The sequence below is a fragment of the Actinomadura chokoriensis genome, from assembly GCF_041463665.1.
GTDB lineage: Bacteria > Actinomycetota > Actinomycetes > Streptosporangiales > Streptosporangiaceae > Spirillospora > Spirillospora chokoriensis_A.
Map to the genome: position 1 here is coordinate 64182 of NZ_JAXCEJ010000030.1, position 24760 is coordinate 88941.

The following is a 24760-nucleotide window of genomic DNA, read 5'->3' on the forward strand; positions in this document are numbered from 1 at the left end:
GTGGGGGACAACCCCCACACCCCCGCGACGTACGTGGCGAATCACCGTGGGGGACAACCCCCACACCCCCGCGACGCACGTGGCGAATCACCGTGGGGGACAACCCCCACACCCCCGCGACGTACGTGGCGTAGCCTTGGCCAACGTGGCACTGTACGCGGCGTACGCCTCCAACATGGATCCCGAGCAGATGGCGAGCCGGGCTCCGCATTCGCCCATGCGCGGCACCGGCTGGCTGGCCGGTTGGCGGCTGACCTTCGCAGGTCAGGACAAGGGCTGGGACGGGGCCCTTGCCACGGTCGTCGAGGACGACTTCGAACAGGTCTTCGTCGTCATGTACGACGTGCCCGCCTGGGACGAGAAGGAACTCGACGCCTGGGAGGGGGCCGCGCTCGGCGTCTACCGCAAGCTCCGGGTCCGCGTGCAGACGCTGGACGGCGACGCCCTGTGCTGGATGTACGTCCTGGACGACTACGAGGGCGGGCTGCCGTCCGCGCGCTACCTCGGCATCCTCGCCGACGCGGCGGAGAAGGCCGGCGCGCCCGACGACTACGTCAAGGACCTGCGGACACGTCCGTGCAAGTCGCTCGGCGACTGATCAAGCCACGAGCGACCCGGCTGTAGTGTCGGCCATGTGAGCAACGACGCTTTTGCACTGGCGCGGGACGCCGCGGACGCGCTGCGCGACCGCACGTCCTCCGACTCCTTCGACGTCGCCCTCGTCATGGGTTCCGGCTGGGTTCCGGCGGCCGACAAGCTCGGCGAGCCCGTCGCCGAGTTGACGGTCACCGACCTGCCCGGCTTCGCGCCCCCGGCCGTGGAGGGGCACGCCGGGAAGATCCGTGTCGTCGAGGTCGGCGGGCACCGCGCGCTGGTCTTCCTCGGTCGGACGCACCTGTACGAGGGGCGCGGTGTCGACGCCGTGGTGCACCCCGTCCGGACGGCGCTGGCCGCAGGGGTGACGACGGTGGTGCTGACGAACGCGGCGGGCGGGCTGCGCCCCGAGCACCAGAGCGTCGGCGACCCGGTGCTGATCTCCGACCACCTGAACCTGTCGGGCGCGAACCCGCTCACCGGCGCGACGTTCCTGGACCTGACCGAGGCGTACTCGGGACGGCTGCGGGCCCTCGCCAGGGAGATCGACCCGACGCTGTCGGAGGGCGTGTACGCGGCGTTCCGCGGCCCGACCTACGAGACGCCCGCAGAGATCCGGATGCTGCGCACGCTGGGCGCCGACATGATCGGCATGTCGACCGTCCTGGAGACGATCGCGGCCCGGCAGGGCGGCGCGGACGTCCTCGGGATCTCCCTCGTCACCAACATCGCGGCCGGGCTGTCGGACCAGCCGCTCGACCACGAGGAGGTCCTCGCGGCGGGCCGCGCGTCCGCCGGGCGCATGGGCACGCTCCTCGCCACCGTCCTGGCGAAGCTATGAGCGGCACCCGCGCGAACGGCACCCGCGCGAACGACCTCCGCGCGCGCGCCGAGGAATGGATGGCGCAGGACCCGGACCCGGAGACCCGCGCCGAACTCCAGGCGATCCTGGACGACCGCGAGGCGCTCTCCGCCCGGTTCGGTTCCCGCCTGGAGTTCGGGACGGCCGGGCTGCGCGGCGAGCTGGGCGCCGGCCCGAACCGGATGAACCGGGTCACGGTCATGCGCGCCGCCGCCGGCCTGGCCGCCCGCCTGCCCGCCGGCGGCCGCGTGATCATCGGCTTCGACGCGCGGCACGGCTCGCGCCGGTTCGCGGGCGACACGGCGGCCGTGCTGAGCGGGGCGGGCCTGCGTCCCGAGGTGTTCGCCGATCCCGTCCCGACGCCCGTCCTGGCCCATTTCACCCGGACGTTCGACGACGTCGTGGCGGGCGTCATGGTGACGGCCAGCCACAACCCGCCGCGCGACAACGGCTACAAGGTGTACTGGTCGGACGGGGCGCAGATCGTCCCGCCGCAGGACGCCGAGATCTCCGCGGCGATCGACGCCGTCGGCCGGGTGGACGAGCTGCCGCTCGGCTCCGGCTGGCCCGTCCACGCCGGCGCCGACCTGTACCTGGACGCGGTGTCGTCGCTCCGCCTCGGCGGCGACCGCGACATCTCGATCGTCTACACGCCGATGCACGGCGTCGGCCGCGACGTCCTGCTCGCGGCGTTCGAGCGGGCGGGGTTCCCGGCCCCGGTCGTCGTCCCCGAGCAGGCGGACCCCGACCCCGACTTCCCGACCGTCGCCTTCCCGAACCCGGAGGAGCCGGGCGCGCTGGACCTGGCCCTCGCCCTCGCGGAGGACCGGAACGCCGACCTGGTGATCGCCAACGATCCGGACGCGGACCGCTGCGCCGTCGCCGTCCCGTCCCCGTCCGGCTGGCGGACGCTGACCGGGGACGAGGTCGGCGGGCTGCTCGCCGAGCACGTCCTGCGGCACACCACGGGCGAGGACCGCCTGGCCGTCACCACGATCGTGTCGTCGTCGCTGCTGCGCTCGATCGCCGCCGCGCACCGCGTCCGCTTCGCCGAGTCGCTCACCGGCTTCAAATGGATCATGAAGGCGGGCGGCCCGTCCGACCGGCTCGTGTTCGGCTACGAGGAGGCGCTCGGCTACAGCGTCGGCGACGACCGGGGCGTCCTCGTCAACGACAAGGACGGCATCGGCGCCGCCCTCGCCGTCGCCGCCCTCGCGGCCGACGCGAAACGCGACGGCCGCACGCTCCTGGACCTCCTGGACGAGCAGGCCCGCAAGTACGGCCTGCACGCCACGTCCCAGCTCTCGGTCAGGGTGGACGACCTGTCCCTGATCACGGCGGCCATGTCGCGCCTGCGCGCCGCTCCCCCGGCAGAACTGGCGGGACGCACCGTCGAGTCGATCGACGACCTCGCCCAGCCGGGGGACGGCCTCCCGCCCACGAACGGCCTCCGCTTCCGCCTGGCAGGCGACGCCCGCGTGGTCATCCGCCCTTCGGGCACAGAACCGAAACTCAAGTGCTATCTGGAGGTCGTCCTCCCCGTAGAGGGCGACATCGTCAAGGCCCGCGCGCGCGCCGCCGCAGAACTGGAGGCCCTGCGCGCGGCCCTCTCCACCGTTCTCAGCTGAGCGTCGAGACGACCACGGTCACGATCGCGGCGACCAGTGGGACGACCAGGGCGGCCACCGCGGGAATGGACCAGGTCACCGTCCCCCTGGCGGGCGCTTCCGTCCTGGCGGCGGCGGCCTTGTCGGGAGCGCCCGACTTCGTCTTCGGACGGTGGCGGTCACGCATCTCGTTGAGTTGCTGGGCCACGAACCCCGTCGGCGTCCGCCCCCGCAGGTCGAGGGTCGGCCCCTGGCTCTTGCGTGCCTGCTTCTGCGCGCGCGCCTCCGCCTTGGCCTGGGCGCGCGGCGACGTCTGGTGCACCCAGGCGCGCGTCTCCAGCTCCGTCCCGTCCGGGCCGGCGAAACGCACCGTCACCGCGTTCTTGCCCTCGATGCCGCGGACCGCCGCCCACGGCACCCGGACGTCGCGGAGCGGGTTGCGGACGGTCAGCGCGTCATCGTCCCCCATGATCATGGGACGCAGCCCGACCGCGTAGGCGATCCCGCAGCCGAGCAGCAGCAGGAACGCGATCGTGAACGTCGTCGCCGAGTAGTCGGGGTCACCGGTGACGCCGGCGAACAGGTCCACGAAGTTCAGCACGGCGAACACGAACCACGCGTAAGCGGCGACGCGCCCGCCGGTGGAGCGAATGGTCATGGGCTCGATCATGCCAGCGGCCTCGCGCCGCTCCACTTGAGCTGCGCGAAACCGGGCTTGATCACCCCGTTGATCAGTTCGAGCCGCTCGTTGAACGGCACGAACGCCGACTTCATCGCGTTCACCGTGAACCACTGCAGGTCGTCCCACCCGTAGCCGAACGCCTCGGTGAGCTTCGCGAACTCCTGCGACAGCGACGTCCCGCTCATCAGCCGGTTGTCGGTGTTCACCGTGACGCGGAAGCTCAGCCGCCGCAGCAGCCCGATCGGATGCTCCGCGATCGACTTCGCGGCGCCCGTCTGGATGTTGGACGTCGGGCACATCTCCAGCGGGATCCGCTTGTCCCGGACGTAGCCGGCGAGGCGGCCGAGCCGCGCGTCCTCGCCGTCCACCTCGATGTCATCGATGATCCGCACGCCGTGGCCGAGCCGGTCGGCGCCGCACCACTGGATCGCCTGCCAGATCGAGGGCAGCCCGAACCCCTCGCCGGCGTGGATGGTGAAGTGCGCGTTCTCCCGCTGCAGGTACTCGAACGCGTCCAGATGCCGGGTCGGCGGGTACCCGGCCTCGGCGCCCGCGATGTCGAACCCGACGACCCCGAGGTCCCGGTACCGGACGGCCAGCTCCGCGATCTCCATGCTGCGCGCCTGGTGCCGCATCGCCGTGACCAGCGTCCCGACCCGGATGCCGAAGTCGTCTCGGGCGCGCGCGAACCCGTCCAGGACGGCCTCGACGACCTGCTCCAGCGTCAGCCCCGCGCTGAGATGCTGCTCGGGCGCGTACCGGACCTCCGCGTACACGACCCCGTCGTTCGCGAGGTCCTCCGCGCACTCGTAGGCGACCCGCGTGAGCGCGTCGACCGTCTGCATCACCCCGACGGTGTGCGAGAACGTCTCCAGGTACCGCTCCAGCGACCCCGAGTTGGACGCCTCCTCGAACCACGTCCGCAGGTTGTCGGCGTCGGTGGCGGGGAGGTCCGCGTACCCCGTCTCCCGCGCCAGGTCGATGATGGTCGCGGGCCGCACCCCGCCGTCCAGATGGTCGTGCAGGAGCACCTTCGGCGCACGCCGGATGTCCTCGAGAGTCGGCCGCTCGTTCATCCCTCGAATTTACCCGCCGACATCCCGTCCCCACGTCGTCAACTCTCGCCATTAACTCCGTGCCGGGAACCGGCGCGCGGAACCCGCGATGGGCTCGCCACGAGGTCGAGGAGGGCCGCGATGGGTCAGCGGGCCTTGGCGTAGTCGCCGATGTTGCCCGCGAAGTCGAACATGATGCAGGACTCGTCGCCGACGACCCACGCGTCGTGGCCGGGCTTCAGGACGAACACGTCGCCGGGGCCGAGCTCCCCTTCGGAGCCGTCCCGCATCTGGACCCGCATCCGTCCCTGGACGACGTAGCCGTTGTGGTGGACTTCGCACAGGTCGGTGCCCGCGATCTCCTTGACGGACTCCGTCCAGCGCCAGCCGGGCTCGAACGTGGCCTTCCCGAATACGAGGCCGCTGAGGTTCACGACTTCCAGGTGCCCTCTGGGGAAGTCGCGCCGGTCGTCCGGCTTCTCGATGCTCTTGATCTCAGTCATGATGAATCCCCCTTTTCACCATCACTTCCCACGCTTACACCACACCTGACCTGCGTCAAGGCGTGCGGCGGGGCGTCACGTCGGGGAAGCAGCAGCGGGGTCGCCAGCATGAGGACGCCCGCGACCGCGATCGCGGGGCGCGGTCCGGTGAGGCCGGCGAGCAGGCCCCAGAGGGCGGTCAGCGCGGCGACGGCCGCGTTGTCGGTGACCGACCACGCGGAAAGGGTGCGGGCGACCCGGTCGTCGGTCGTCCGTTCCAGCCGGTAGGTCGCGAAGACCGGGGTGAACACGCCCATGCAGGTGATCAGCCCGAACTCGACGGCGATGACGAGGGCCAGCCCCGCCGCGCCCGGGCCGACGAAGGCCAGGCCGAGCAGCCAGCACGCCCGGAGCGTCCCGGCGGTGAGCATGACACGCCGCCGCCCGAACCGGGTGACCAGCGGGCGGGCCAGGCGCGAGCCGACGAGACCGCCGATGCAGGGGACGCCGAACGCGAGCCCGTACTGCCAGGGCGCGAAGCCGAGGTCGCCGAGCATGAGGACGGCGAGGGGCGGCGCGGCCGCCAGGATCAGCGCCCTGACCAGCACCGTGTTGAAGAACAGCGGGCGCAGTTCCGGGTGGGTCAGGATGTACCGCCAGCCTTCGAGCAGGTCTCCGGGGCGGACCTTCCGTGCGCCGTCGCGGGCGGGCTCCGGCTCAGTCCCGCCGATGGCGCGGACCGCGCCCGCCGAGAGCAGGTAGCTGACCGCGTCCGCCAGCACGGTCGTCACCGGGCCGAACAGGCCGATCGCTGCGCCGCCGAGCGGCGGGCCGAGCATCGTCGTGGTCCACGTCGTCGATTCGTAGCGCCCGTTCGCGACGAGCAGGTCCTCCGGCCGTACGACCTGTTTCAGGCAGGCGCCGCTCGCCGCCCGGAAGGCGATGCCGGCCGCGGCGACGATCACCGACACCACCAGCAGCTGGACGAAGGTGAGCCCGCCCAGGGCGAACGCGGCGGGCACGCTCAGCAGCGCCGCGAACCGGACCAGATCCATCGCGATCATGACGGGACGCTTGCGGCGGAACTCCACCCACGGCCCGAGCGGCACCGCGACCGCCGCCCCCACCGCCAGCCCCGCGGCCGCCAGCATCGACACCTGGGCGGGGCCCGCGTCCAGCACGAGGATCGCGATCAGGGGAAACGCGTCGAGTGCGAGCCACGTCCCGGCGGCGCTGATCGTGTAGGACGTCCACAGCCACCGGAACTCCCGCCCCAGTGATCGTCCCCGCACCGCGCCAAAGCTACCGGACGGACGTCTCGGCGGCGTAGACGATGATGTTGTCGCGGTAGCTGCGCGCAGCCCGGTCGAACGAGCCTCCGCAGGTGACCAGCCGGAGCCCGGCATGGTCGAGCGGGCCGTACACGCGGCCGGTCGGGAACCGGTCCTTGGCGACCCGCTCCACGGACTCGACGGTGAACACGGCCACGCGGCCGTCCGCGCGGGTCACCTCGACGCGGTGTCCGGGCCGCAGGCGGCCGAGGTCGTAGAAGACCGCGGCCCCCTTCGGCGAATCGACGTGGCCGAGCAGGACGGCGGCGCCGCGCTCCCCCGGGGTGGGGCCGCGGTCGTACCAGCCGGCCTCGCCGGGACGGTCGGCCGCGGGAACCTGGACCGAGCCGTCGGCGTCGAGACCCAGCCGGATCAGCGGGGCGCTCACCCCGATCGACGGGATGGCGACCCGCACGGGCAGCGAGCGGGGCAGCACCGGCCCGCCGTGATCGACGGGCCGGGCCGTCGCGGCCCATGCGGGCGGCTGGGGCGGGCCGCCCGGACCGCGCAGACCGAGGCCCACGGCCGTCAGTCCCGCCGTCAGCAGCACCGCCGCCAGCGCCCACAGGTGCCGTGTCATCAGGCGTCCGCGTCGCTCCGCCGGCGCCGGACGGCCGCGCCGCCGGCGCCGACCGCGCCCAGCACCAGGAGTCCGCCACCGGCCAGCAGCACGAGGTCGCCGTTCTCGGAGCCGCCACCGAAGCCCGTCTTGGCCCCGCCGGTCGGGGTCGGGTGCGCGCTGCCCATCGGCGTGGGCCGCGCCGTGCCGCTCGGGGTGGGCAGGGGCGTCTTCGGCGCCGTCTTGTTCGGCGCGGTCTTGTTCGGCGCGGTCTTGTTCGGCGCTGTTTTCGCCTCAAGCACCTTGAGGTATCCGACCGACTTGTGGCCGCCGCACCGCACCTGCACCGTGTAGTCGCCCGGGAACGTGTCCTCCTTGATGGTCGCGAGGCCCGACCGGCCGTCGACCTCCTCCGCGCCGTTCAGCGGGACGGCCCCGCCCACGAAGGCCAGCGAGCCGGCCTCGCCGTCGACCTGGCACTTCTTCCCGACGACGGTGACCTGCTCACCGGGGCGCGCCTGGCTCGGCTGGACGACCGCGTCCCCGTCGTCGGCCATCGCGGGCGCGGCCAGGCCGATCGTCATGCCGCCGAGAACGAGACCGAAAACGGTCGCCTTTCCGAGTCGCATCTTCTCTCCATTACGACACGGCGGCTTACTCGACTTTCAGCCTTGGCACCGTGCCCCCTTATGCCTTCATACGATGAGGCGCGAACCCGTTTGGTTCGGGACCATTTTCTGCGAATCACCAAGAGGACATGATCAGAAATGCCGGTCCAAAAGTTGGTGTGAAAGCCGTCACATCGCCGACCGACGTGCGGCCTCACGGCTCCGCGCCTTCGAGGGGTTTCCGGACGCGGCGGGCCGGGTCGAGCGGTTCACGCGGTCGGCACGTCCCGGCGCCTAGAGGCCCGCCGCCGAACGCGCCACCGCACGGGGACTCGGCCACGAGGGGCACATCGAATTACGGGCGTGCAGTTAGTGAATTTCGGGCAAATTGGGCACCAATGGACACGTCACCGGAAAATGCTCTACTCTCTCCGGAATCTCGGTAATCCGCGCTTCCTCGGTGGAGTGTTGTGCCAGCCTGGACACGGACTGTACCGGTAAGAGCACAGCTTACTCAGTAATGTGATCCCTGCCGTCGACCGCACCGAGGACGCCATGCCTGCCTTCTCCGAACCTGCTGCCGATGCCGAGCGCCAGGATTCCCGGCGACATGGCAGGAATCCGTCCCGCGGGGTGCGGCGCCAGAACAGCATGCGGTCCTTTCACCTGTGCATTTCCGTTCTCCCCGCGGCCGTCGTGGCGGGGCTCGGGGTCGCCGCCGCCGCGGTGCTGTACGGCGGCGACCCCGAGCCCCCGACGCAGCGGGTGCAACTGGTGCTGGCGGGGGCCGCCGTGGCGGCCGTCATCACGCTGGGCGCGGCCGTGCTCGCCGCGGACGCGGCGACCCGCCGGGTGAACCGGCAGCACGCCCGGCTGTCCGTGCGCGGCCACGAGGACGTGCAGCGGCGCCTCGGCGAGCTGTGGTTCTCCATCGCGCGCGGCCGGCGGGGCCTGCGGGAGCTGGTGGAGCGGGTCAACGCCGGGCAGACCGCGCCCCGCAGCGAAGAGGTCCCGGCCACCGACTCCAGCGACGCGTTCGTACGGCTCGCGTACGAGCTGCGGCAGGCGCAGGGCGAGGCGTGGAACGCCGTGCTGGACACCGCCGCCGCCCGCGAGACCGGCGGCGGCACCGACCAGCGGGTCGACGTGTTCGTCAACCTCGCCCGCCGGATGCAGTCGCTGGCCCACCGCGCCATCCAGGGGCTCGACGAGCTGGAGAACCAGGTCGAGGACCCCGACCTCCTCAAGGGCCTGTTCCGGGTCGACCACCTCAGCACGCGCATGCGCCGCCAGGCCGAGAGCCTCGCCGTGATCGGCGGCGCCGCGTCGCGCCGCCAGTGGAGCCGGCCGGTGACCGTGTACGAGGTGCTGCGCTCGGCCATCGCCGAGGTGGAGCACTACAACCGGGTGAAGGTGGTGCCGCCCGCCGAGGGGACCCTGCACGGCGGCGCGGTCGCGGACGTCATCCATCTGCTCGCCGAGCTGATCGAGAACGCCACCAGGTTCGCCCCGCCGCACACGCAGGTGCTGATCCGCGTCGACACCGTGAGCGCGGGCCTGGCCGTCGAGGTCGAGGATCGCGGCCTCGGGATCCCCAAGGAGAACCGGCGCAGGCTGAACGAGGTGCTCGCCGACCCCGACCGGGCGGGCACCGGTGACCTGCTGCAGGAGGGACGCATCGGGCTCCTCGTCGTCTCCTCGCTCGCCCGCCGGCACGGCGTCCGCGTCCAACTCCAGGACAACCTCTACGGCGGGACGCAGGCCGTCGTCATCGTGCCGAAGGACCTGGTCGGCGCGGAAGAGGAGGAGCGGGCCGAGGTCCTGGCCGAGGCCCGGGCGGCGCGCCCCGAGCCCGTTCCGGTGGCCACCGGCGCGGCCGTGGCCGAGCGTCCAGCCACTGCGGCCGCGCCCGCGCCGCCGGACACCGGCGCCGAGCCCTCCCTCCCCGGCCCGGCCCAGAACCCCGCCCCGGCCCAGAACCACGGCCCGGCCCAGAACCACGGCCCGGCCCAGAACCCCGCTGCGGCGCCGAGCGGTGAGCGGCCGTCGTTGCCGCGCCGCCGGGTGCAGGCGAACATGGCGCCCGAACTGATCAATCCTCCGGCGCCGCGGCAGCAGGACGACGACGAGATCGAGTACAACCCCGGCCTCATGGCGGCATTCCAGCGGGGCGTCCGCGGCGCCGCGGAGGGTGACGGCGGCGCGGACGGCACCGATGGCACGGACTGACGAACCATTACCAGCGATAAGGAGCGTCCATTGAGCGCTGGCTCCCCGAACCAGGAACAGGATCTTGCTTGGCTGCTGCGCGGTCTGGGTGAGGAGGTTCCGGTCATCCGTGGCAGCGTGCTGCTCTCCTCCGACGGCATGCTGAAAGCCGCCCACGGATTCGATCGCGCCAGCGCGGAACAGCTCGCGGCGCTCGCCTCCGGCCTTTTCTCCATTGCCCGCAGCGCCGGAACGAAATTCGACGACAGCAACGAGGTCCGGCAGGTGGTGACGGAACTCAAGTCCAGCCAGCTGTTCATTTCGTGGGCGGGTTTCAACTCCGTCCTGGCGGTGCTGGCGAAGGGCGAGGCCGACCCGGCGGTCGTCGGTTTCGAGATGGCGCGGCTGATCAAGTCCGTCCGGCCGTTCCTCGGCACCGCGACGCGGGCGGCGGCCACCACGAGTCATCCGAACCCGTCGCCATGACCGTCGGCGACGACGCCGCCCGGCACGATGGCGTCCGGCGCGACGGTATCCAGCACCACGCCGCCCAGCACGACGGCGTCTGGCTCGATGACGACGCGGGGCCGCTGGTGCGCCCGTACGCGCTGATCGCCGGACGCACCCGCCCGGCCGTCCAGCTGGACCTGCTGTCCCTGGTCGTGGCGACCGGCGAGCTCCCCGGAGGGCTGGACCCGGAGCACGTCAAGGCGCTCGGGCTGTGCCGCTCGCCGACCTCGGTCGCCGAGGTCGCGGCGCACCTGCGGCTCCCCGTGGCGGTCACCAAGGTCCTCCTCGCCGATCTGGTGCACTGGCGGGCCCTGACCACCCGAGCGCCGCGCCCCGCGGCGGACCTCACCGACCGAGACCTCTTGGAGAAGCTGCTCGATGGCCTACAACGAGCCCGATGAGGTGTTCCCCACCCAGGTCAAGATCCTCGTCGCGGGCGGTTTCGGCGTGGGGAAGACGACGTTCGTCGGTGCCGCGAGCGAGATCGAACCGCTCAGCACCGAGGAGCTCATCACCACGGCCAGCGCGGGCACCGACGACCTCGGCGGGGTCGAGCGCAAGACCACGACCACCGTGGCGCTCGACTTCGGCCGGATCACGATCGCGCAGCACGACATCGTGCTGTACCTGTTCGGCACGCCGGGGCAGCAGCGTTTCTGGTTCCTGTGGGACGAGCTGTGCGCCGGTGCGCTCGGCGCCGTCGTGCTCGCCGACACCCGCCGCCTCGACGCCTGCTTCGACGCCGTCGACTTCTTCGAGAACCGGGGAACCCGGTTCCTCGTCGCGGTGAACGAGTTCGACGGCGCGTTCCGCTACGAGGCCGGCGAGGTGCGAGCCGCCCTCGAACTGCACCCGCGCGTCCCGATCGTGCTGTGCGACGCACGCGACCGCGGTTCCGCCACCTCCGTGCTGCGAGCCCTGGTCCGGCACCTGCTCGCCGCCGTCCCCGCCCCGTCCGCCTGACCGACCTCCTGGAGATCCCCGTGTCCCACGAGCCCCTGTACGAACCCGCCGGCCACTTGCTGACACCCGTCGACCACGAGGTCCCCCAGCGCGTCGCGCGGCTCCGGAGCCTCGGGCTGGGCCAGTGGGCCGAACCCGAGTTCGACGCGTTCGCCCGCGACCTCGCCGAGACCGCCCGGCGCCTCGTCGGCACCGGCGTCGCCCCGTTCGCGATGGTCAACTTCGTCACGGACCGGCAGTTCCTCGCCGGGCTCTACGCCCCGCCGGACCCGGGGGCCGACCCGGCGGGCGCCGTCGAGCTGGGCCGGGAGATACCGCTCGACCACGGCTACTGCCCGCACGTCGTCGTCCGGCGCAAGGCGCTCGTCCTGGACGACATATGCGACTATCCGCGGTTCGCCGGCAACCCGGTCGTCGACAAGCTGGGCATCCGGACCTACGTCGGAGCCCCGCTCATCGACCGCACGGGCACGACCCTCGGCACGATCTGCGTCGTCGACCGCGAGCCGCGACCGTGGGGACGCCCCGGGCTGAACCTCATCAAGGAGCGGGCGGCGGAGCTCGTCCGGCTGATCGGCCGGCGCGAGGAGTCGCTGGGCTGACGCGGCTCACCTCCCGCATGCCGCGGCTCACCTCCCGCATGCGACGGGGCGCGACTCGCCTGCCTCGGGTCACGCCTCTGCGGGCACGGGCACGGGCACGGCGCGCGAGAACGGCACGCCGGACGCCGGCGGGACGACCGCGCCGTCATCGATGCCGAGCACGCCCGAGGAGAGCAGACCGAACTCCGTGGCGACACCGGCGATGTCGGCCTTGAGGAACTCGATCGCCGCCCGCGCCCGGCCGGCGTCGGCACTGGACTTCGCGACCCACCGCAGGACCTGGCCGATCGTGAACGCGTAGGCGATGGCGCGGCCCGCGAGGACCAGGTGCTCCTGCCGGAGGTCCCGGTCGAGGAACCCCAGGTCCAGCCCCTGCGAGGTGATCGCGGACGCGGTGAGCGGCCATTGCGCCAGGAACTTGCTGAGCGGCAGGCCGTCGGTCCGGGCGAGGCAGTACTCGGTGAGCTGCTGGCTGAGCAGATCGTTGGTTCCGTCGAAGATGGTGTAGACCCGGGCGTCGAGGAACGCCTGGGCGGAGATGTTCGTGGGGGATCCGCAGCGGTACCCCTCGCCGCCCGCGAGCTGCTGGTAATGGTGCGCCGCGCTGAGCATCCGCTCGGTGGCGACCGTCTTGATGGCCTGGACGGCGGGGAACGCGCCGATCATGTCCGCCTTCATGTCCAGCCGCGTCCGCAGGTAGTCGTTGAGCGCCGCGCACACGGTGTAGGACGCGTCGATCGCCGCCAGCCGGTAGCGGACGAACCGGATCTCCGACTGCGGCCCGGGGCCGATCCGGCGGGCGTCGGCGTAGGCGCGGGCCTCGCGGCTGATGCGGCGCAGGAACCCGCAGCCCATCGCCGCCATCATCGCCCGCGACGCCATGAGCATCTCGACCATGGGCCGCAGGTTGCGTCCCTCCGCCTGGATCCGCCGGTGCCGGGGGACGACGACGTCGATCTCGTTGAGCCCGTAGTCGATCACCTTGAGGCCGAGCGGCTCGTACGGCCGCAGGGTGCGGAACCCCTCGCTGCGCTTGACGATGAAATAGCCGTACTCGCGGCCGTGCTCGTCGTTCTTCGCGCTGACGAGCCACCAGTGGGCGGTGGAGCTGAACGCCTGCCAGTGCTTGCGGCCGCGGATCCGGTATCCGTCCTCGACCTCCTGGAATGTGGTGGTCATGCCGGACATCCCCGAGCCGCAGCCGGGCTCGGTCGAGGCGAATCCGGCGATCATGGGATCGCCGCCCGCGTACAGCGGCAGGACCTCCCGCTTGGCCTCCTCCTCGGCCCACAGCGCGATGGGACGTAAGGCCACGCCTGTGATGACCGTGACGTACATGCCGAGCGGCAGGTTCCATTCGGAGATGGCCTCCACGACCCGGCACATCTCGGCGTGGCTGTCCCGCCCGCCGTACTCCTTCGGCAGCGTCGGGAGCAGCACGCCGGCGCGGGTCAGGAGCGTCCAGTCGTCGGCTGGGAGATTCTGCTGGGGGTAGGTCGCGGTGTCGAATCGGCGGGCGATGGCTTCGATACCGGCAATGAATTCGTTTGTCGACCGGTTCTGGAGAGCGTTCGTCATGGTGTCCGCTTTTCGGGTCGGCCTGGCAGTGCAGGGGAAGTCGGCTGATCGGAACCGCTGGTGCCCGATCGGCTTTCCAGCCGATCTCGCGAACCTCCTCTCCCATCCGTTCACCTGAGACTCTCACGACATACTGAAACGTGCAGTCACGGGGCGCAAGGCATCATTGGCTGACCGTGATCAGCCACTACTTGATGATCAGGCTGTGCTTGGAGAACGCCATTCCGGTGCGTCCTCCGAGATCCGCACTGAACTGGCCATAAAAGCGCGCTGCGGGCGGTGGGGTCCCACCGCCCGCAGCGCGCTTTTATGCCGGTGTCAGTTCTAGGTACGTCGGGTCAGCCAGGTGTTGGAGGGCCTGCAGACCAGTTCTGTGCCCTTCGCCTTGCACCAGGTCTGGTAGTCGTCGGAGTAGAGCCGCTCGCCGAGCCAGTGGTACGTGGGACGTGCCGGCTGGGACGGCGTGCGGGGGACGAAGTTGGCCGCGTCGTCGACGCTGCCCGTGCCGTCGTAGCGCGCGACCGTGGGGTAGGGGTGGACGGGCCTGGTTCGCGTGGCGTTCGACGCGATGATCTTTTCGGGCTGCCGGCCGCTCTCCGCCCACGCCATCACCGGGGTGAGGACGTCGAAGGTGTTCGGCCCGTTGCCGCCGCCGCAGTGCGCGACTCCGGGGAAGAGGTAGAGCCGGGAGAACCCGTCGACGGACCGCTGCCCCATGGTCTTCCGCATGGCGTCGTAATACGCGAGCGTGCTCTGCGGTGAGATGTGCTGGTCGTTCCAGCCGTGCCAGAGCAGGAGCTTGCCGCCGCCGCGCGCGAAGCGCCCGAGGCCCGGGTCCATGGCGGAGAGATAGCTGGAGGACTGCACCGTCTTCCAGAACGACTCGGCCGTGAACTTCAGGTCGGAGAGCTGCCAGCCTGGATCGACGGTGTTCGTGTAGCCGAGGTAGCGCGCGAAGGACAGGACGAACCGCTCGCTGCCGACCGTGTCCCCCTGGGCCGCCGGCACGAACAGCGTCCACTCGAGCTCGGATCCCCATTCGTGGGAGATCTCGGGCTCCAGCCGGCGGCCCTGCGCGTCGACGGCGCCGTCGTGCAGGCGCCGGACGACGGCGGCCTCGGCCTTGGACAGGCAGGTCGACGGGTCCTGGCCGGTCTCGCACACCAGCGTCGCCGGGTCGAAGTCGCAGCGCCGGGGGTCGTCGATCAGGCCGTCCTTCAGCCCGTCCAGCCCGTCGCAGGCGGCCATGACGGCGTCGTGGACGAGCGGGAGCCTGCCCGCGAGAAGGATGTAGTGGCCGTCGTCGTCCAGGTTGGTCAGGACGTTCCACGCGTGGTGGAAGGTGTTCTGGACGACCATGTTGTTCGCGGGCGCGCCGGCGGCGATGCCGTCGAAGTCGCCGGGGTACCGCTGGGCCTCCATCAGCCCCTCGCGGCCGCCGTCGGAGCAGCCGTTGAAGTAGGAGTAGGCCGGGGAGCGCCCGTAGAACCCGGCGATGACGGCCTTGGCGACCTCCGACGTCACGTGGACGCCCCGGTAGGCGAAGTCGATCTGCGCCTGGGGGTTGTTCGCGGCCCACGAACCGTCGGGCTGCCCCTGGTGGCCCATGTCGGTCGTCGCGCTGGCGACGGTGCCGTCCGCGATCGGCGGGCAGGTGGCCGCCTGCGTGTAGTTGATGTTCGAGCTGCCGCACTCGCCGCCGCAGCCGGTCTGCACGTAGCGCTGCGTCCAGCCGTCGACGGGCAGGCGCATGACGATGGTGTTGGCGGGGGCGATGGTCCCCCGGACGTCGCAGTACGGGGCGGGCGCGTTGGCGGTCGAGACGGTCGCGGACGTGATCGTGACCGGCGCGTCGGTGACGCCGTCCAGGTCGAGGCCGACCAGGTCGGCGCAGTCCATCCGCGGCTTGAGCGCGGGAAGGTCCGCGAGCCCCTCGGGGGTGAAGGCGTGGGGCCGGGAGGACGCCGCGGCCGTGCCGCCCGGCGCCCAGGCGGGCAGGACGGCCAGCGCCAGGGCGAGCGCGATCAGCGCGCCGGCCGCCGTCCTGAACCGGCCATGCGCGCGGCCGATGCCGCCCGCCCTGAACGTTCTGCCCCGATCGAAGAACCCGTGCATGGGGTACCGCCTCCTCGGATGGGCGGGGCGCCTTCCTCCGGCGCCGCCGCGGCCGCGCTCAACCGTGAGTGACAGGTACGAAAATGTCAACAATCTGGCGAGCGATCTGGTCGACAGAGGCCGCGGCCTGCGAAGCCCGCCCGTACCGGGGGAAGAGGACTCCTGCGCAGGTCGTCCGGCCGGTCCCCCGGGAGCTCGTCCCCTAACTTCGGCGCACAAATTGTTGACAATCTCGTCTGCGAATTCGTAGCATCGCGACACGCCAGCGGCGTCGTCCGGTCGGGCGAGCGCCGGCATCCCCACCCCCCGACGCCCCCGGAGACCCACCGTGATCAGATTCCGCGCGGCCCTGGCCGCCGCCGCCTCCGTACTCCTCCTCACCTCCGCGTGCGGGAGCGGGGACTCCTCCGACGACGCATCCGGCGACGGCCCCACCACGGTGAAGGTCAGCGTCATCCCCATCGTGGACGTGGCGCCGATCTACCTCGGGAACCAGCAGGGCTTCTTCGCCGAGCAGGGGCTGAAGCTCGACCTCCAGTCCGCGCAGGGCGGGGCGGCGATCGTGCCCGCCGTCGTCAGCGGCCAGGTGGACTTCGGGTTCAGCAACTACACGTCCCTGCTCATCGCCAAGTCCAAGGGCCTGCCGCTCAAGGTCGTCGCGGCGGGGGCCGGCTCGACCGGCGTCCAGGGCAAGGACTTCGGCGGCGTCGTCGTCAAGGCCGGCAGCCCGATCAAGTCGGCCAAGGACCTCGCCGGCAAGCGCGTCGCGGTCAACACCCTGAACAACATCAACGACACCACGGTCCGGGCCTCCATCCGCGCCGCCGGCGGGGACGCCAAGAACGTCAAGTTCACCGAGCTGGCGTTCCCGGACATGCTCGCCGCCCTGGAGAAGGGCAACGTCGACGCCGTCCAGGTCGTCGAGCCGTTCCTCGCGACCGCCAAGAAGAACGGCGGCAAGGTGATCGCGTCCAACTACGTGGACACCGCGCCCAACCTGACCATCGCCGGCTACTTCACCTCGCAGAAGACCGCCGGGTCCAAGCCCGAGCTGGTGAAGAAGTTCGCGGCGGCGATGCAGAAGTCGCTGAAGTACGCCGACGAGAACCCCGACGCGGTGCGCAAGATCCTCGGCACCTACACCAAGATCGACCCGTCGCTGACCCCCTCGCTGACGCTGCCGAAGTTCCCGACCGAGGTCAACAGCGCCTCCCTTGACACGCTGTCGAAGCTCGCCGTCCAGGACGGGCTGATCAAGACGGCCCCCGACGTCAAGGACCTGCTTCCGTGACGGCGGCGGTGACGGCGAACGCGACGGGACGCGGCCGGGGCGGACGCCGTCACCGCCCCATCCCCGCCTGGGCGCTCGGCCTGACCGGGCTCCTGTGCCTGATGGCGGTGGTGGAGCTGGTGCCCCGGACGGGGCTCGTGCAGGAGCGTTTCCTGCCGCCGTTCAGCGAGATGGTCTCCGCGCTCGTCGACCAGGCCGGGACGTCGGCGTTCTGGCAGGCCCTGCTGGAGACGCTGCGCGGCTGGGCGATCGGCCTGGCGATCGCGATGGCCGCGGGCGTCGTGCTCGGGATCGTGATCGGCGGCGTTCCGCTGCTCCGGGCGGCGATGTCCTCGACGATCGAGTTCCTGCGCCCGATCCCGTCGGTGGCGCTGATCCCGCTGGCCGTGCTGCTGTACGGCACCGAGATGCGGTCGACGCTCCTGCTGGTCGTGTACGCCTCGTTCTGGCAGATCCTCTTGCAGGTCCTGTACGGGGTGCAGGACGTGGACCCCGTGGCCCGCGAGACCGCCCGCTCCTACCGGTTCCGTCCGCTGACGCAGGTCCGGACGGTGATCTGGCCGACCGCGCTGCCGTACGTGATGACCGGGTTCCGGCTCGGCGCGGCGGTCGCGCTGATCCTGGAGATCACCGGCGAGCTGGTCATCGGGTCGCCGGGGCTCGGCAAGCAGATCGCGGTCGCGCAGACGTCCGGCGCGGTCGCGTCGATGTACGCCCTGGTCATCGTGGTCGGGCTGATCGGCGTGGTGGTCAACGTCATCGCGCGGACTACCGAGCGCCGCGTGCTGCGCTGGCATCCGTCCGTCCGCAGAGAGGTGTTCTCGTGAACGTCCTGGCCGTGCTGCGGCGTGCGCTCTTCCTGCTCGCGCTGCCCGTGCTGCTGGTCGCGGCGTGGTGGGTGGCGACGGCGAACAGCACCGACTTCTTCTGGCCGCCGCTCAGCAAGATCCTCGGCACGTTCGGGGAGACCTGGTTCGAGGGCCGGTTCACCGCGGACGTGCTGCCCAGCCTGGCCCGGCTGCTCGCCGGCTACCTGCTCGCCCTGGTGCTGGGCGTCGGCCTCGGCGTCGCGATCGGTTCCGTACGCGTCCTGCGCGCCTTCCTGGAACCGGTGCTGGAGTTCTTCCGGGCGATCCCGTCGCCGGTGCTGGTGCCGATCCTGATGCTGTTCGCCGGCATCGGGAGCGGGATGAAGGTGCTGGTCATCGTGTCCGGCTGCATCTGGCCGATCCTGCTGAACACGGTGGAGGGCGTCCGCGCCCTGGACGAGGTGCTGCGCGACACCGCCCGCTGCTACCGGATGCGCCCGCACTCGCGGCTCGTCCACCTGGTGCTGCGGGGCGCGAGCCCGCAGATCGCCGCGGGCGCGCGGCAGGCCCTGTCCATCGGGATCATCCTGATGGTGATCAGCGAGATGTTCGCGGCGAGCAACGGCGTGGGCTTCACGATCATCCAGTTCCAGCGCAGCTTCTCGATCCCGCAGATGTGGAGCGGGATCATCCTGCTCGGCCTGATCGGCATCGCGCTGTCGCTCGCCTTCCAGGTCGTGGAGGCACGGCTGCTGAACTGGTACACCGGCGTGCGCCGGTCACAGCGAGAGAGTTGAGGATGACCACCGAACCGATCGGCGCCGGCAGCCCGGACACCTCCACGGCGCTGCTGGACGTCCAGAACCTGCGGAAGGTCTACGAGGGCAAGGGCCGCAGCGTCGAAGCCGTCCGCGACCTGACCTTCACCGTCGGGACGGGCGAGCTCGTCTGCATCGTCGGGCCCTCGGGCGCGGGCAAGACGACCCTGCTCAGATGCGTCGCCGGGCTGCTGAACAGCACGTCCGGGAAGGTGGTGCTCGAAGGGGAGACGGTGACGGGCCCGCCGCCGGGCATGGCCGTGGTCTTCCAGGAGTACGGGCGCAGCCTGTTCCCGTGGATGACCGTGCGGCAGAACGTCGAACGTCCGCTGAAGGAGAAGAAGGTCCCGAAGGCGGAGCGGCAGCGGCTCGTCCGGGAGGCGCTGGAGGCCGTCGGCCTCGCCGACTCCGCCGACGCCCACCCCTGGCAGCTGTCGGGCGGCATGCAGCAGCGCGTGGCCATCGCCCGCGCGGTCGCCTACGAGCCGCACATCCTGCTGATGGACGAGCCGTTCGCCGCCGTCGACGCGCAGACCCGCGCCGACCTCGAAGACCTCGTCCGCGCCCTCTGGAAGCGCCTCGGGGTGACGGTCCTCTTCGTCACGCACGACATCGACGAGTCCGTCTACCTGGGGCAGCGCGTGATCGTGCTGTCGAACTCCCCGACGGTCGTCCTGGAGGAGGTCGCCATCGACCTGCCGGACGAGCGCGACCAGCTCACCACTCGCTCCGAGCCCCGCTTCGCGGAGCTGAGGGGGCACATCTACCGGCTCGTCCAGCAGGCCAAGGAAGGTCACCGGCCCGCTGACTGAGCCCGCGCACCGCCCCCGGGCCGGCCTCATCCTTCCGGCGGGGCCGGCCCTCGGACGCGGTCGGGCGGTTGGGGCAGACCGTAGAATCGATCACCGGATCGGCAGCATCCGCGTGCCGACGAGATGGGTGTGTGCCCGGCGCAGGCCCGCGAGCGAGGAGTCATGGCAGCGCACCAGCGGACCACGGACGTCCCCGGCGGCACCGGGCAGCCGGACGTCGCCGCCGCGATCCGCGAGGGGATCGCCCGGGGGGACTTCGCCCCGAACCAGCGCCTGGTCGAGGGCGACCTGTCCGAACTGTACGGCGCGAGCCGCAGCGGCGTGCGGTCGGCGCTGATCGAGCTGACCAACGAGGGGCTGGTCGAGCGCGTCCAGCACCGCGGCGCCCGGGTCCGCGCGGTCACGCTGGACGAGGCCATCGAGATCTCCGAGGTCCGCATGGTGGTCGAGGGGCTGTGCGCGGCCAAGGCCGCCGAGCGCATCGCCGACGAGGAGATCACAGAACTGCGCTCCCTCGGCGACGCCATGCGCGTCGCGGTCGCGGAAGGGCACGTGCTGGAGTACTCCGCGCTGAACAAGTCGCTGCACCAGCGGATCCTCGAGATCAGCGGCCAGGACACCGCCGCCGGGGTGCTGGAGCGGTTGCGCGCGCAGAACGTCCGGTTCCAGTTCCAGCTCGCGCTCGTCCCCGGGCGGCCGAACGTGTCCCTGGCCGAGCATCTGGCCATCATCGACGAGATCTGCGCGCACTCCCCCGAGGCCGCCGAACGTGCCGCGCGCCGCCACCTCGTCAGCGTCATCGAAGCACTGAAAGCGGTCTGAGCCGCCGGAGGCCGGCCGGGCGTCAGCCGGGGACGGGGAAGGCGACGGGGCTGCGGTGGCCGTCGCGGTCGACGGCGCGGACGCCGAAGAAGACGTTGTCCTTCGACAGGTCGACCGTGGTCTCGGTGACGTTCCCGACGGGGATGACGTGCGTCCAGTCGGGGCTCGTCGTCTCCCGCCAGACGACCTCGTATCCGGCGATGTCGGGTTCGGGGCCGCGATCCCAGGCCAGGTCGGTGTCGTTGGTGAGCCGGTCGGTGAGGACGCGGACGTTCTGCGGCGTCCCCGGCGCCTGTGCGAGCGACCACAGGGCGGCCGCGTTCACTCTCGCGACCCGGGCGATATAGGCGAAGTCGCAGAACTCGGGTAGGTCGCCGATCTGCTTCCCGTCCTCCACGCGGACGTCCTGGTGCTGGTGGTCGAAGTTCTCGTTCGGCTCGGTGAAGCGGGCGGCGGTGTAGCCCTGCTCCAGGTAGCCGATGTGGTCGCCGCCGCGCAGGTAGCGGTCCCGGCGGTAGATCACCCGGACGTGCATGCCGGTGGCGCCGTTTTCGGCCACGGACGCGACGAACCGGGCGAGCTGCCTGGACGGGGAGTCGTTCTCCCCGCCGACCGAGCGCCGCACGTCGCCCTGCCCTGGCGTCTCGGTGGTGGGCACGCCCTCCGCGAACAGCCGCACGGAACGGGCGTCGCGGGTTCCGTCGTCGGCGGTGCTGCTGCCCACGATGTCGTTGGTGAACATCGCCCGCACGTCCGCGCCGGCCGCCTTGTACTGCTTCGCCTGGTACCGGGAGCCGTACAGGCCCTGCTCCTCGGCAGCCACCGCGGTGAACACGATGGTGGCCTCCGGGCGGCGCTTGGCCATCACCCGGGCCAGTTCCATGACGACCGCGACGCCGGACGCGTCGTCGTCGGCTCCGGGCGCGTCCGCCGTGGCGTTCATGACGTCGGTGACCCGCGAGTCGTAGTGACCGGACACCACGTAGATCCGGTCCGGGCTGGCCGACCCGCGCAGCGTGGCGACGACATTGGTGATCCGCGTCGGGACGGGGATGCGCGAAGCGGGCTCCTGCACGTAGGACTGCAACTCGGCGGTCATCCGCCCGCCGGACGCGGCGGCGTACCGCTGCATCTCCGCGAGGATCCAGTCGCGGGCGGCGCCGATGCCGCGCTTCGGGTCGTCCTGGACGGACAGGGTGTGCCGGGTGCCGAAGCCCACCAGCTTCCGGACGGTCGCCTCGACGCGATCTTCGTCGATCTCGCGCAGCATCGCGCGCAGTTCGGCGTCCGGCGGCTGGTTCCGGACGGGACCGCCGGGCCCGTCCGGCCAGCCCTGCTTCTCCCGCGCGTCGGCGGGCACGGCGGTGGCCGCGACACCCGCACCGGTGGTCGCGGTGACGGCGACGGTCGCCGTCGAGAGGGAGAGGAACGTCCTGCGGCTCGCGGTGGCGGGGGGTTCGTTTGTACTCACGACGACGATGATCCTCGCCGCCTCGCGCCTGTCCATGGCCAGAAGCACCAGTCTTCGAGCGTGCCGGATGGCGCACATTGCACCAGATCGCCCAGCGGGAGCCGTCAGCCGCGGGAGAGGCGGGCACGGGCCGCTCGGAAGCCGAGGACGTCGTCTCAGGTCACGGCGTTCAGGGGGCGGTGTAGATACGGTGCGGGGCGATGAGCACGGCGGCTCGGCGATCTTCCGCCATCACCCGGTCGTAGGTGTCCCAGTCGTCATGGGTGCCGCCGGCCGCGCGGAACACCTCCCGCAGCAGCAGCCGCAACGCTTCGCCGTCGACGTCGGGATACGGATCGTCCGGCCCGATGATCTCGGCTTGCCCCTCGACGGCCGCCCATCGCCAGCCCGCCCGCGCGACGATCGTGGCGTGCGGGTCCGAGCGCAGATTGCGCAGCTTGCGCGAGCCGCCCATGGCGACGAGCCCGACGACCCGTCCGTCCCGCAACGGATGCTCCAGGACGCCCGCGTTGACCACGGACGACTGCACACCTCCGTCGCCCTGCACCGTACTGACCACGCACAAGCCGTGATCGAGCGGTATCAACTCGGCGAAGGCATCAAGGTCGGTCTTCATCGGTTCATCCCTTCTCCCGGCTGGTACGCACCGGCTGCGTTGACCTGCGGCATGTCGTTGTTATGAGCGCACCGGAAGCAACAACTCGCCGCAACTCAACGCAGGATCCCCGGCGGGTGGCTCTCGTAACGCCGAGCGGCCGGTGGGGCCGCTACGGGCGGAAGTTCTGGACGGCGCGGTTCGCGGACGGGCTGAGCAGCGGCTGCCACGTAATGAACAGCTCGGCCAATGACCGGCCGTGCGCGGCGCGCATCTCGGCGGACGCGGTCAGCACATCGAGCTCGTTGGCGACGGTGAGTTCGGCGAAGTCCCGGCGATCCGCGGGCGGCGGGACTTGCACGGTCCCCGTGAAGCGATCGGTGAAGGGACCGTCCGGCGAGGCCAGGTGCGGATACGACCTGCCACGATCACAGCTCGCGTACAGGTGGACCAGCCGTTCGGCCTCCGCCCCGATGACCTGGACCAGTTCGCCGCGCCGCCCGTGATCGCCGAGGGCCACCCCGAAGCCGTCGGTTCCGTAGAAGGCGTGGCACAGACCCGCGAGACACAGCTCCCGGCGCGCCCCCCACTCGCCGAGCATCGCGTGCACGCGCCGCAGGTGGGCGAACAGCGTGCCGCCCGGATGCTCCACCCGGTCCGCCCCTCTGTCCAGCAGAAACTCGGCGGCCGCGACATCGGTTTCCATGCGTGATCCGCCCCATTCCCGAAGACCGGCCTCCGTAGTGCTCAGCCTGGAGCCAATCCGCACTCCAGTCAATTCTTAGGTCCCCTTGCAAAACCCCAAGGAAGACCTTGGATCGTTCAACCGAGGACGAGCGGGATCTTCGCTGCCAGTCCTCCTAGCGCGGCCTTCTCAGTGTCCGTTGGGGCGCGGCGTCCGGTGCCGATCAGCAGCGTGTCCGTGTCCGAGAGCGCAGCCGGGAACCGTGCCCCGGCGATCCTCTCCAGGGATGCGCGTGCGGCGGCAAGGGTTTCGGCGGGCGGGTCGGCGGCCGAAGGCAGGTGAGCGATCAGGTCCAGGTGGTGCAGCGTCCATTCCATGACGTACGCGGACAGGTAGTCGCCGATGGTCAGCACCTCGTCCTGCGTGCTAACGCGGAGGCGCGGATCGGCGAGGTCGGCCGCGCGTCCGGCGGCGGCGCCGACGTCGTCGAAATGGAATCTCAGCAGGCTCGGGTCGCCGTAGGCGGCGGCCAGCCGCGGGATCAGCGCGTCGAGCGGATCCTCGCCGGTCGGGGGTTCGACGAGCTTCCAGTAGGTGATCGAGTCGACCGTCGGTTCCGTGTCGGCCGGTGTGACCAGCGTGATCAGGACGTCCTGGGCGTCGATGATCAGGTGGCACACCAGGTCCCGGACGAGCCAGCCGGTGCAGCCGGACGGCCGTTCCCAGTCCTGGCCGGAGAGTTCGCCGACCGCCGCGCGCAGCGCCGTCCAAGAACGAGAGAAGAGATCCACTCCGGCAAGGTAGTGCCGCCCCGAAACAGCGGACAACCGCCAGGCTCGGCAATCTGGATCTCGACGTCACTCGACCGGTCCCGCACCCCCGAGGTTGATCTGGGGCGGCGGGTTTCCCATCGGGATCTGGCTGTATCCGGAGAACGGCAGGCCCGGTGGCGGCGGCCCCGGAGGCTCGGGCCGGACCGCACGCGCCGTACCGCGTTCGCCGCCGTCCAAGCGGGCGCAGTCGGTCACGGTGTCGATGCACTGCCGCAGGATTTGCAGGATCGAGAAGTCTTTCCCGTCGAAGCGTTCGGCCGTATTGAGGAGGGCCACGTGCGAGTCGAGGAGCAGGGCGGCCCCGGTGAGCCGGTCGAGTTGGGCAGCGTCGCAATGGCGCGTCGCCGCATGCAGCCAGAACTGCGCCTCGACCAGGTCGTCGAACCATTCCCGCTGGTGTTCCTGCTTGAGGACGGCCGCTCCGCGCCCGCCCGCGAACTCCGACCGCAGGTTCGCCGCTCGCAGCAGATGCCGGAGCGCCCCGTCATAGGCGGACATCCGCTGCTCCCGCCGCCACTTCCGGTCGTCCCTGCGCGCCTGCCTCCGCTCGGAAAGCGCGGCCCCGAGCAACGTGAACGCCCCGCCGAGCAGCGCACCGACCAGGCCGATCACCGCCGAGCCCATAACCGCCTCCCACGCTCAGCCAGGCCCCCGCGCCAACCTAACCCGCCCCGTCCGACGCGTGAACGCCAGCCGGGCGAGCCAGGCAGCCCTGCGTCGACTTGCGGCATGTCGTTGTTATGAACGCGGGCGGTTTCTAGTGTCTGTTGCAACGAGGTCCTTCTGGAAGGATCTTGTTGTGCCAGGACGTCGTCTTACGCTCGGTGAGCGTGCGCAGATTGAGGTGTTGTTCGGTGAGGGCCGGTTG

At 71.2% G+C, this 24760-nt stretch carries 26 protein-coding genes; 13 read left to right on the plus strand and 13 right to left on the minus strand.

Annotated elements, in window-relative coordinates; translation table 11 throughout:
* The first annotated feature begins 145 nt into the window (after positions 1-145).
* The 3 genes from SM418_RS33095 to SM418_RS33105 are packed head-to-tail and all read left to right on the plus strand — an operon-like array spanning position 146 to position 3084.
* A complete protein-coding gene (locus SM418_RS33095) occupies positions 146-598 on the plus strand; it encodes a gamma-glutamylcyclotransferase family protein (RefSeq protein WP_371945395.1) in 453 nt (150 codons plus the stop codon).
* Between the two features lie 36 nt (positions 599-634).
* Positions 635-1435: a purine-nucleoside phosphorylase gene (locus SM418_RS33100; protein ID WP_371945394.1), complete on the plus strand. Its 801-nt coding sequence runs from the start codon at positions 635-637 to the stop codon at positions 1433-1435.
* Positions 1432-3084 (plus strand): phospho-sugar mutase, encoded by a 1653-nt coding sequence (locus SM418_RS33105; protein ID WP_371945393.1) that lies wholly within the window; start codon positions 1432-1434, stop codon positions 3082-3084. The genes SM418_RS33100 and SM418_RS33105 overlap by 4 nt, the downstream gene beginning before the upstream one ends.
* Here the strand turns inward: SM418_RS33105 and SM418_RS33110 are convergent.
* The 6 genes from SM418_RS33110 to SM418_RS33135 form a co-directional block, all read right to left on the minus strand.
* Positions 3077-3721, minus strand: coding sequence for a PH domain-containing protein (locus SM418_RS33110; RefSeq protein WP_371945392.1), 645 nt, complete (start codon positions 3719-3721; stop codon positions 3077-3079). The two genes, SM418_RS33105 and SM418_RS33110, sit on opposite strands and share 8 nt — an antisense overlap.
* 8 nt (positions 3722-3729) lie before the next feature.
* Positions 3730-4821, minus strand: coding sequence for an adenosine deaminase (locus SM418_RS33115; protein WP_371945391.1), 1092 nt, complete (start codon positions 4819-4821; stop codon positions 3730-3732).
* Positions 4822-4946: 125 nt separating this feature from the next.
* Positions 4947-5303: a cupin domain-containing protein gene (locus tag SM418_RS33120; protein WP_371945390.1), complete on the minus strand. Its 357-nt coding sequence runs from the start codon at positions 5301-5303 to the stop codon at positions 4947-4949.
* Positions 5300-6574 carry an MFS transporter gene (locus tag SM418_RS33125; protein WP_371945389.1) on the minus strand — a complete coding sequence of 425 codons (1275 nt, stop codon included), beginning with the start codon at positions 6572-6574 and terminating at the stop codon, positions 5300-5302. The genes SM418_RS33120 and SM418_RS33125 overlap by 4 nt, the downstream gene beginning before the upstream one ends.
* Before the next feature lie 10 nt (positions 6575-6584).
* Positions 6585-7193 carry a class F sortase gene (locus SM418_RS33130; protein WP_371945388.1) on the minus strand — a complete coding sequence of 203 codons (609 nt, stop codon included), beginning with the start codon at positions 7191-7193 and terminating at the stop codon, positions 6585-6587.
* On the minus strand, positions 7193-7801 hold the full coding sequence (locus tag SM418_RS33135) for a hypothetical protein (protein ID WP_371945387.1): 609 nt from the start codon (positions 7799-7801) through the stop codon (positions 7193-7195). Before SM418_RS33135 ends, SM418_RS33130 begins: the two co-directional genes overlap by 1 nt.
* Positions 7802-8431: 630 nt before the next feature.
* On the opposite strand from SM418_RS33135, the gene SM418_RS33140 reads away from it, so the two are divergent.
* The 5 genes from SM418_RS33140 to SM418_RS33160 are packed head-to-tail and all read left to right on the plus strand — an operon-like array spanning position 8432 to position 12063.
* Complete coding sequence (locus tag SM418_RS33140) at positions 8432-10009, plus strand: sensor histidine kinase (RefSeq protein ID WP_371945386.1); 1578 nt, start codon at positions 8432-8434, stop codon at positions 10007-10009.
* A gap of 30 nt (positions 10010-10039) precedes the next feature.
* Complete coding sequence (locus SM418_RS33145; protein ID WP_371945385.1) at positions 10040-10474, plus strand: roadblock/LC7 domain-containing protein; 435 nt, start codon at positions 10040-10042, stop codon at positions 10472-10474.
* On the plus strand, positions 10471-10899 hold the full coding sequence (locus SM418_RS33150) for a DUF742 domain-containing protein (protein ID WP_371945384.1): 429 nt from the start codon (positions 10471-10473) through the stop codon (positions 10897-10899). The genes SM418_RS33145 and SM418_RS33150 overlap by 4 nt, the downstream gene beginning before the upstream one ends.
* Positions 10877-11461: a GTP-binding protein gene (locus tag SM418_RS33155; RefSeq protein WP_371945383.1), complete on the plus strand. Its 585-nt coding sequence runs from the start codon at positions 10877-10879 to the stop codon at positions 11459-11461. The genes SM418_RS33150 and SM418_RS33155 overlap by 23 nt, the downstream gene beginning before the upstream one ends.
* A 20-nt stretch (positions 11462-11481) precedes the next feature.
* Positions 11482-12063, plus strand: coding sequence for a GAF domain-containing protein (locus tag SM418_RS33160; RefSeq protein ID WP_371945382.1), 582 nt, complete (start codon positions 11482-11484; stop codon positions 12061-12063).
* Between the two features lie 69 nt (positions 12064-12132).
* Here SM418_RS33160 and SM418_RS33165 read toward each other — a convergent pair whose 3' ends face one another.
* Both SM418_RS33165 and SM418_RS33170 read right to left on the minus strand, forming a co-directional pair.
* Positions 12133-13641 (minus strand): acyl-CoA dehydrogenase family protein, encoded by a 1509-nt coding sequence (locus SM418_RS33165; protein WP_371945381.1) that lies wholly within the window; start codon positions 13639-13641, stop codon positions 12133-12135.
* 324 nt (positions 13642-13965) lie between these two features.
* Positions 13966-15756, minus strand: coding sequence for a tannase/feruloyl esterase family alpha/beta hydrolase (locus SM418_RS33170; protein ID WP_371945380.1), 1791 nt, complete (start codon positions 15754-15756; stop codon positions 13966-13968).
* A gap of 328 nt (positions 15757-16084) precedes the next feature.
* Here SM418_RS33170 and SM418_RS33175 point away from each other — a divergent pair, with 328 nt between their 5' ends.
* The 5 genes from SM418_RS33175 (at position 16085) to SM418_RS33195 (ending at position 20308) form a co-directional block, all read left to right on the plus strand.
* Positions 16085-17047: an ABC transporter substrate-binding protein gene (locus tag SM418_RS33175; RefSeq protein ID WP_371945379.1), complete on the plus strand. Its 963-nt coding sequence runs from the start codon at positions 16085-16087 to the stop codon at positions 17045-17047.
* Entirely contained in the window at positions 17044-17874 is an 831-nt protein-coding gene (locus SM418_RS33180; protein ID WP_371945378.1) for an ABC transporter permease, read from the plus strand. Before SM418_RS33175 ends, SM418_RS33180 begins: the two co-directional genes overlap by 4 nt.
* A complete protein-coding gene (locus SM418_RS33185) occupies positions 17871-18653 on the plus strand; it encodes an ABC transporter permease (RefSeq protein ID WP_371945377.1) in 783 nt (260 codons plus the stop codon). The genes SM418_RS33180 and SM418_RS33185 overlap by 4 nt, the downstream gene beginning before the upstream one ends.
* Positions 18654-18655: 2 nt before the next feature.
* Positions 18656-19486, plus strand: coding sequence for an ABC transporter ATP-binding protein (locus tag SM418_RS33190; protein WP_371945376.1), 831 nt, complete (start codon positions 18656-18658; stop codon positions 19484-19486).
* A gap of 162 nt (positions 19487-19648) precedes the next feature.
* The gene (locus tag SM418_RS33195; protein ID WP_371945375.1) at positions 19649-20308 is read left to right on the plus strand and encodes a GntR family transcriptional regulator; all 660 of its coding nucleotides are present in this window, start codon (positions 19649-19651) and stop codon (positions 20306-20308) included.
* A 22-nt stretch (positions 20309-20330) separates the two neighbouring features.
* On the opposite strand, the gene SM418_RS33200 is transcribed toward SM418_RS33195, so the two are convergent.
* The 5 genes from SM418_RS33200 to SM418_RS33220 all read right to left on the minus strand — a co-directional run bounded on the left by SM418_RS33200 (position 20331) and on the right by SM418_RS33220 (position 24516).
* Entirely contained in the window at positions 20331-21779 is a 1449-nt protein-coding gene (locus SM418_RS33200; RefSeq protein ID WP_371945374.1) for a M28 family metallopeptidase, read from the minus strand.
* 169 nt (positions 21780-21948) lie between these two features.
* Entirely contained in the window at positions 21949-22395 is a 447-nt protein-coding gene (locus SM418_RS33205; protein WP_371945373.1) for a TIGR03618 family F420-dependent PPOX class oxidoreductase, read from the minus strand.
* A 151-nt stretch (positions 22396-22546) separates the two neighbouring features.
* Positions 22547-23080, minus strand: a complete 534-nt coding sequence (locus SM418_RS33210; RefSeq protein WP_371945372.1) for a DUF6817 domain-containing protein — start codon at positions 23078-23080, stop codon at positions 22547-22549.
* Positions 23081-23196: 116 nt separating this feature from the next.
* The gene (locus SM418_RS33215) at positions 23197-23850 is read right to left on the minus strand and encodes a maleylpyruvate isomerase N-terminal domain-containing protein (protein ID WP_371945371.1); all 654 of its coding nucleotides are present in this window, start codon (positions 23848-23850) and stop codon (positions 23197-23199) included.
* Positions 23851-23916: 66 nt separating this feature from the next.
* Positions 23917-24516 (minus strand): hypothetical protein, encoded by a 600-nt coding sequence (locus SM418_RS33220; RefSeq protein WP_371945370.1) that lies wholly within the window; start codon positions 24514-24516, stop codon positions 23917-23919.
* Positions 24517-24760: the final 244 nt, after the last annotated feature.